Below are 5,620 nucleotides of genomic sequence, written 5' to 3'. Positions count from 1 at the left end.
CGGTCCGCAAGGTGTCCCGGACCGCCTCCAACGTGGTCGCCCTGATGGACGAGCACCCCGAGTTCGTCTTCGCCATGTCCCAGGCCCAGCAGCTCAGCGCCGGTGGCCTCGGCGGGTGCGCCGGACGCCTCGGGCGCGTCGGTGGTCCCGGGGGCCTCGGGGGCCTGTTCGAGGATCACGTGGGCGTTGGTGCCGCCCATGCCGAACGCCGAGACGCCCGCGCGCCGGGGCCGTCCGGGCACGGCCGGCCAGGGGCGGGCGGCGCTCAGGACCTCGAAGTGCTCGTGGAAGCCGGCGATGGCGGGGTTCGGGGAGCGGAAGTTCAGGCTGGGGACCAGCCGGGCCCGGTCCAGGCAGAGCGCCGCCTTGACGAAGCCGACGATTCCGGCGGCCGGCTCCAGGTGCCCGACGTTCGTCTTCGCCGAGCCGATCACCAGGGGGCGTACGCGGCCCGTCTCCCGGAACACCTCGCGCAGGCCGGCCGTTTCGGCCGGGTCGCCCATGCGGGTGCCGGTGCCGTGGGCCTCGACGTAGTCGACGGTGTCGAAGGGGACGTCCGCGCGGGCGAGGGCGGCCCGGACGGCGGCCGCCTGCCCGGCGGGGCTGGGGTCGGGCATCCGGGTGGTCGCGCCGCCGCTGCCGACGCCCCAGCCGCGCACCACCGCGTAGACGTGGTCGCCGTCGGCGACGGCCAGGTCGAGCCGCTTGAGCAGGACGAACGCCCCGCCCTCGCCCCGGGCGAAGCCGTTGGCCCGCTCGTCGAAGGTGTAGCAGCGGCCGTCGGGCGACAGGGCGCCCAGGTCGGCGAGGGCGGCACCGGACTGCGGATCGGCGATCAGGTGCACGCCGCCGGCGAGGGCCAGGTCGACCGCGCCGGCGCGGATGCGCTCGCAGGCCAGGGCCAGCGACACCAGGGAGGAGGACTGGCCGGAGTCCGCGCAGAAGCTCATGCCGCGGACGTCGAACAGGGCGGAGATCCGGTTGGCGATCATCGCCCCGTTGGAGCCGAGGGCGGCGTAGTGGTCGTCCCGGTCGGTTCCGGAGAGCCTGCGCAGCAGGTCGTAGCCGGAGGGGGCGGTGCCCACCACGACGTCGACCTCACGGCCCGCGAGGCTGCCCGCCGGGACGCCCGCGTCCTCGACGGCCTCCCAGGCGAGCTCCAGGCCGAGGCGCTGCACGGGGTCCATCGCGGTGGCCTCGGCCGGTCCGGCGCCGAAGAACTCCGCGTCGAACCCGTCGATGGAGTCGAGGAAGGAGCCCCGCCGCAGGGTGGCCGCGTCCGGATGGGCCGGGCGGTCCGGTCCCGCCGCCCGGGAGGCGGGGAACGTCCCGACGGTGGACTCCCCGTCGAGCAGGAGGCGCCAGAACGCGCGCGGGTCGTTCACACCGGGGAACCGGCACGACATCCCGACGACGGCGATGTCGGCGGCGGCGCCACTCATACGCATTCCCTTCCGGTTCTCTCGGCTTGTGGCTGGGGGGGGCGGACGGCGGCGGTCTCAGCGCCAGGAGGTCAGGGACCCCAGCAGCTCGTCCGGCGCGTCCATGAAGTCGTAGTGGCCGCCCGCGACCGTCCGGAACTCGACCGAGTCCGAGTACCGGCGCCACCCCTGGAGGTCCTCGGGGCGCACGTCGGTGTCCTCGCGCCAGTGCAGGACGACGATCGGGCAGGCCAGCCGGACCGGTTCCGTCCGCCGGTAGGCGCCGGCGGCGGCGTGGTCGCGCAGCAGCACGAACATGCCCAGGTCGATCATGTCCGGCCGGGGTTCGATCCCCCGGCCGCGGACGAACGCCTCCAGCTCGGCCCGCAGTTCGGCCTCGGTCAGGCCGAGCATCCGGTCGAGCGAGGCCTCGTGCGGGGCGGGCTGGGCCGACACGTAGAGGCACCGCGGTGCGGGCAGGCCGCGGGCGGCGAGGCGGAGCACGGTCTCGTACGCGGGCATCGCCCCGGCGCAGTGCGCGAAGATCGCGTACGGCCGGTCCAGGAGCGGGGCGAGCGGCTCGACGAGGGCGTCGGCCAGGTCCTCGTAGGTGCCGTAGTGCGGGTGCGCCAGCCGGTTCTCGCGGCCGGGGAACTGCACCGGGCAGACCTCCGCCCCGTCGATCGCGGCGGGCCAGGCGCTGTAGGCCGAGGCCCCGGATCCGGAGAAGGGGAAGCACAGCAGCCGGGCGGGGGCGTCGGCGGAGGGCGGGCGGACGAACCACGGCGAGGGGGCGGTGGTGGTGCCGGTGGTCATGGGGTCCGCCGTTTCTCGCCGGTGACGGGCAGGTGGGTCAGGCCGGCGATGAAGTACGACCGCAGGTGCTGCGGTTCGCCGGCGGGTTCGAGGGACTCGAAGCGCGCGAGCAGCTCCTCGAAGAAGACGCGCAGCGTCATCCGGGCCAGCGGGGCGCCGATGCAGAAGTGCGGGCCGAACCCGAAGGCGCCGTGGCGCTTGGCCCCGGCCCGGGTGATGTCGAAGGCGTGCGGGTCGGGGAAGACGGACGCGTCCCGGTTGCCCGAGCCGATCCAGGCCACGACCGCGCCGCCGGCCGGGACGGTGCCCCCGGCGATCTCGACGTCGTCCACCGCGTACCGCATGAAGTTGCAGGCGGCCGAGGTCCAGCGCAGGCCCTCCTCGACGAGGTTCGGGACCAGGGCCGGGTCGGCCGCCGCCTTCCGGTACTGCTCGGGGCGCTCCATGAGCGCCTGGACCGTGCCGGAGACGGTGTGCGGGGTCGTGACGTTGGCGCCGAGCAGGATGCTGTAGCCGTCGAGGGCGATCTCCTCGTCGGACAGCGGCTCGCCGCCCGGGCGGACGCTCGTGAGGTGGTGGAGCAGGCTCTCGTCCTCCACGCCGGCGGCCCGGTGGGTGCGGGCCCAGTCGCGGACGTAGGTGAGGAGCTCGTGGTGGGAGATGGCCAGGGTCGCGGCCTCGCTGCCCAGGCGGAAGTGCGGGTCCGAGGGGGCCGTCACCATGGCGGTCAGCCGGACGAGCTCCTCCCAGTCCTTCTCCGGGATGCCGAGCAGCGGGCCCGTGACCAGCGCGGGCAGCAGGAGGGCCTGCTCGGCCAGGTCGAAGACGGCGCCGTCCAGGGCGGGTTCGAGGAAGCGGACGACCGTGGCGCGGATCCGGTCCTCCCAGACCCGCACCGCGCGCGCCGTGAGCTTGGAGCCGAGCGGCCGGCGGACCTCGGTGTGCCGCGGCGGGTCGGTGGAGGTCATCAGCACCCCGGCGGCGGGATCGTCCGTGCCGAGGTGGGTGGGGACCGTGCCCCGTTCGGAGGTGAACTCGCGGTGGTCGCTCAGGACGCGGCGGACGTCCTCGTAGCGGGTGACGGACCAGAACGCGCGGCCGTCGGGCAGGACCTGGTGGTGCAGGGGCGCCCGCTCCCGCATCGCGTCCCAGACGGGGTGCGGGTCTCCCGTGCCGTAGAGGTCCAGGTCGAACAGGTCGACGGCGGCGAGGTCGACGTCGCGGGCGGGACCCGGCGTCAGCCTCACGCCCCGGTCCTCCCCTGCTCGATCAGTTCGGCGACCCGGGCCGGGGTCTGCGCCAGGTAGAAGTCGCGGACGGACAGCTGGACGCCGTACTGCTCCGTGACCTGTTCGATGATCTTGATGCCGCTGAGGGAGTTGCCGCCGATCGTGAAGAAGTCGTCCTCCACGCCGACCTCGCGGCCGAGGTGTTCTCCCCAGAGCTCCGCGATTTCCTGGCCCAAAGATCCCATTGCCCGTCTGTCCTTCCTCCGCCGGCCGGGGGTTCCCCCGGCCGTGCCGTCCCGCCGGCGGGACACGTCCGCGAGCGGCCGGACCGAGTCTCGCGTGGATGCGCGTCGGCCCGTACCGCCCGGGCGGTGCCCGGTGTCCGCCGGCGAATGGGGTTGAGAGTGCGCCGGCGGGCCTGCTGCCGGGACCGTCCCGCCGGCGGGACAGCAGAAGTGCGGCCGCGGGCCGTCCCGTCCCGGCGGTGGCGTTCCTTGACCGGCCGATTCGCGTTCAGTGAACGTGAGGGGGATTTAACGGCGTTAGAGGCGCAGTCGAACGAGGGGGAACGACGTGGGGCATACGGGTACGGACGCGGACGTGATCGTCGCGGGTGCCGGGCCGACGGGGCTGATGCTCGCCTGCGAGCTGCGGCTGGCGGGCGCCGACGTGGTGGTGGTCGAGCGGCTCGCGGAGCGCACGGGCGAGTCCCGGGCCGGCGGGATCCACTCGCGCACCCTGGAGGTGCTGGACCAGCGCGGGATCCTCGACCGGTTCCTGGCGGAGGGCGAGCCGCAGCCGGTCGGCCATTTCTCCGGTCTTTATCTGGAGTTCGACGAGTCGGAGTCCAGGCACCCCTATCCGCTGATGATCCTCCAGTCGGCCGTCGAACGGCTCCTGGAGGAGCGGGCCGTCGAGCTCGGCGTGCGGATCCGGCGGTCGGCCGCGGTGAGCGGGATCCGCCAGGACGCGGAGACGGTGACGGTCGAGCTGGAGACGGGCGGGGAGGGCGGCGCCCGGCTGAGCGCCCGCTACCTGGTGGGCTGTGACGGCGGGCGCAGCACGGTGCGCAAGCTGGCGGGCATCGGCTTCCCCGGCACCGAGGCGACGATGACGGCGCTGATCGGCGACGTCGAACTCCCGGACCTGCCCGAGGACTACGTCTGGGTGCGGCGCACGCCGGGCGGGGACTACTCGGCGATCGCCTTCGAGCCGGGCTGGTACCGGGTGATCACCTCCGAGTACGACCGGGTCGCGGACCGCGACGAGCCGGCGACGTTCGAGCAGCTCAGGGAGTCGCTGATCAGGGTCGCGGGCACCGATTTCGGCATGCGCGCGCCGCGCTGGGTGTCCCGGTTCAACGACGCCGCCCGGCAGGCCGCCGAGTACCGCAGGGGCCGGGTGCTGCTGGCGGGCGACGCCGCGCACATCCATTTCCCGGCCGGCGGGCAGGGTCTGAACATGGGGGTGCAGGACGCGGTCAACCTGGGCTGGAAGCTGGCCTCGGTGGTCCTGGGCCGGGCGCCGGAGGAGCTGCTGGACACCTACCACGCCGAACGCCACCCCGTCGGGGAGCGGGTGCTGCACAACACCCGGGCGCAGGCGGCGCTGGCCCGGCCGGGCGCGGCGACGGACGCGCTGCGCGAGGTGTTCGGTTCGCTGATGGTCTTCGACGACGTCAACCGGGTCCTGCGGCACATGCTGACGGCGCTGGACGTCCGCTACCCGGTGGGCGGCGACCACCCGATGGAGGGGCGCCGGGTCTTCGACGCCGACCTCAAGACGGACGCGGGCGTCACCGGCGTGTACCCGCTGCTGCATGCGGCCCGCCCGGTCCTGTTCGACCTGCGCGGCGGCGGGGAGGTGGCGGCGGCCGCGGCGGGCTGGGCCGACCGCGTGGACCTCGTGGAGGCGCGCAGCGAGGACGAGTCGTGGCCGGTCCCGCCGGTCGGCGAGGTGCCCGCTCCGGCGGCCCTGCTGGTGCGCCCCGACGGCCATGTGGCCTGGGCGGCGGACTCGGTGGGCGCGGCGGAGGCGGCTCCCGAGGAGCGCTTCAAGGCGTGGGAGGAGAAGAACGCGGCGCTGCTCGGCCAGGCGCGGACGACCCTGGAGGAGATGCCGTGCTGGCCGAGGAAGCGGGCCAGGCGGTTGGAA

Annotated in this window: 5 protein-coding genes; 1 reads left to right on the top strand and 4 read right to left on the bottom strand. The window is 74.5% G+C overall.

Annotated elements, in window-relative coordinates; translation table 11 throughout:
- The 4 genes from AB0O29_RS33790 to AB0O29_RS33775 all read right to left on the bottom strand — a co-directional run.
- Positions 1–1,442, bottom strand: a 1,442-nt coding sequence (locus AB0O29_RS33790; protein ID WP_365159632.1) for a polyketide synthase, incomplete at its 3' end; no start/stop codon positions are given.
- A 57-nt stretch (positions 1,443–1,499) separates the two neighbouring features.
- Complete coding sequence (locus AB0O29_RS33785; protein WP_365159629.1) at positions 1,500–2,237, bottom strand: thioesterase domain-containing protein; 738 nt, start codon at positions 2,235–2,237, stop codon at positions 1,500–1,502.
- Complete coding sequence (locus AB0O29_RS33780) at positions 2,234–3,484, bottom strand: cytochrome P450 (RefSeq protein ID WP_365159626.1); 1,251 nt, start codon at positions 3,482–3,484, stop codon at positions 2,234–2,236. Before AB0O29_RS33780 ends, AB0O29_RS33785 begins: the two co-directional genes overlap by 4 nt.
- A complete protein-coding gene (locus AB0O29_RS33775) occupies positions 3,481–3,711 on the bottom strand; it encodes a phosphopantetheine-binding protein (protein WP_365159623.1) in 231 nt (76 codons plus the stop codon). The genes AB0O29_RS33780 and AB0O29_RS33775 overlap by 4 nt, the downstream gene beginning before the upstream one ends.
- Positions 3,712–4,039: 328 nt before the next feature.
- Here AB0O29_RS33775 and AB0O29_RS33770 point away from each other — a divergent pair.
- Positions 4,040–5,620, top strand: a 1,581-nt coding sequence (locus AB0O29_RS33770) for an FAD-dependent monooxygenase (protein ID WP_365159620.1), incomplete at its 3' end; no start/stop codon positions are given.

It is taken from the genome of Streptomyces sp. NPDC089915, from assembly GCF_040684675.1.
GTDB lineage: Bacteria > Actinomycetota > Actinomycetes > Streptomycetales > Streptomycetaceae > Streptomyces.
The sequence above is the reverse complement of the archived record's forward strand: the minus strand, read 5'-3'. Positions and strand labels throughout refer to the sequence as shown.

Excerpts from the sequence above, each read along its gene's own strand:
- AB0O29_RS33785 (WP_365159629.1), bottom strand. The coding sequence starts at position 2,237 with ATGACCACCGGCACCACCACCGCCCCCTCGCCGTGGTTCGTCCGCCCG.
- AB0O29_RS33775 (WP_365159623.1), bottom strand. The coding sequence starts at position 3,711 with ATGGGATCTTTGGGCCAGGAAATCGCGGAGCTCTGGGGAGAACACCTC.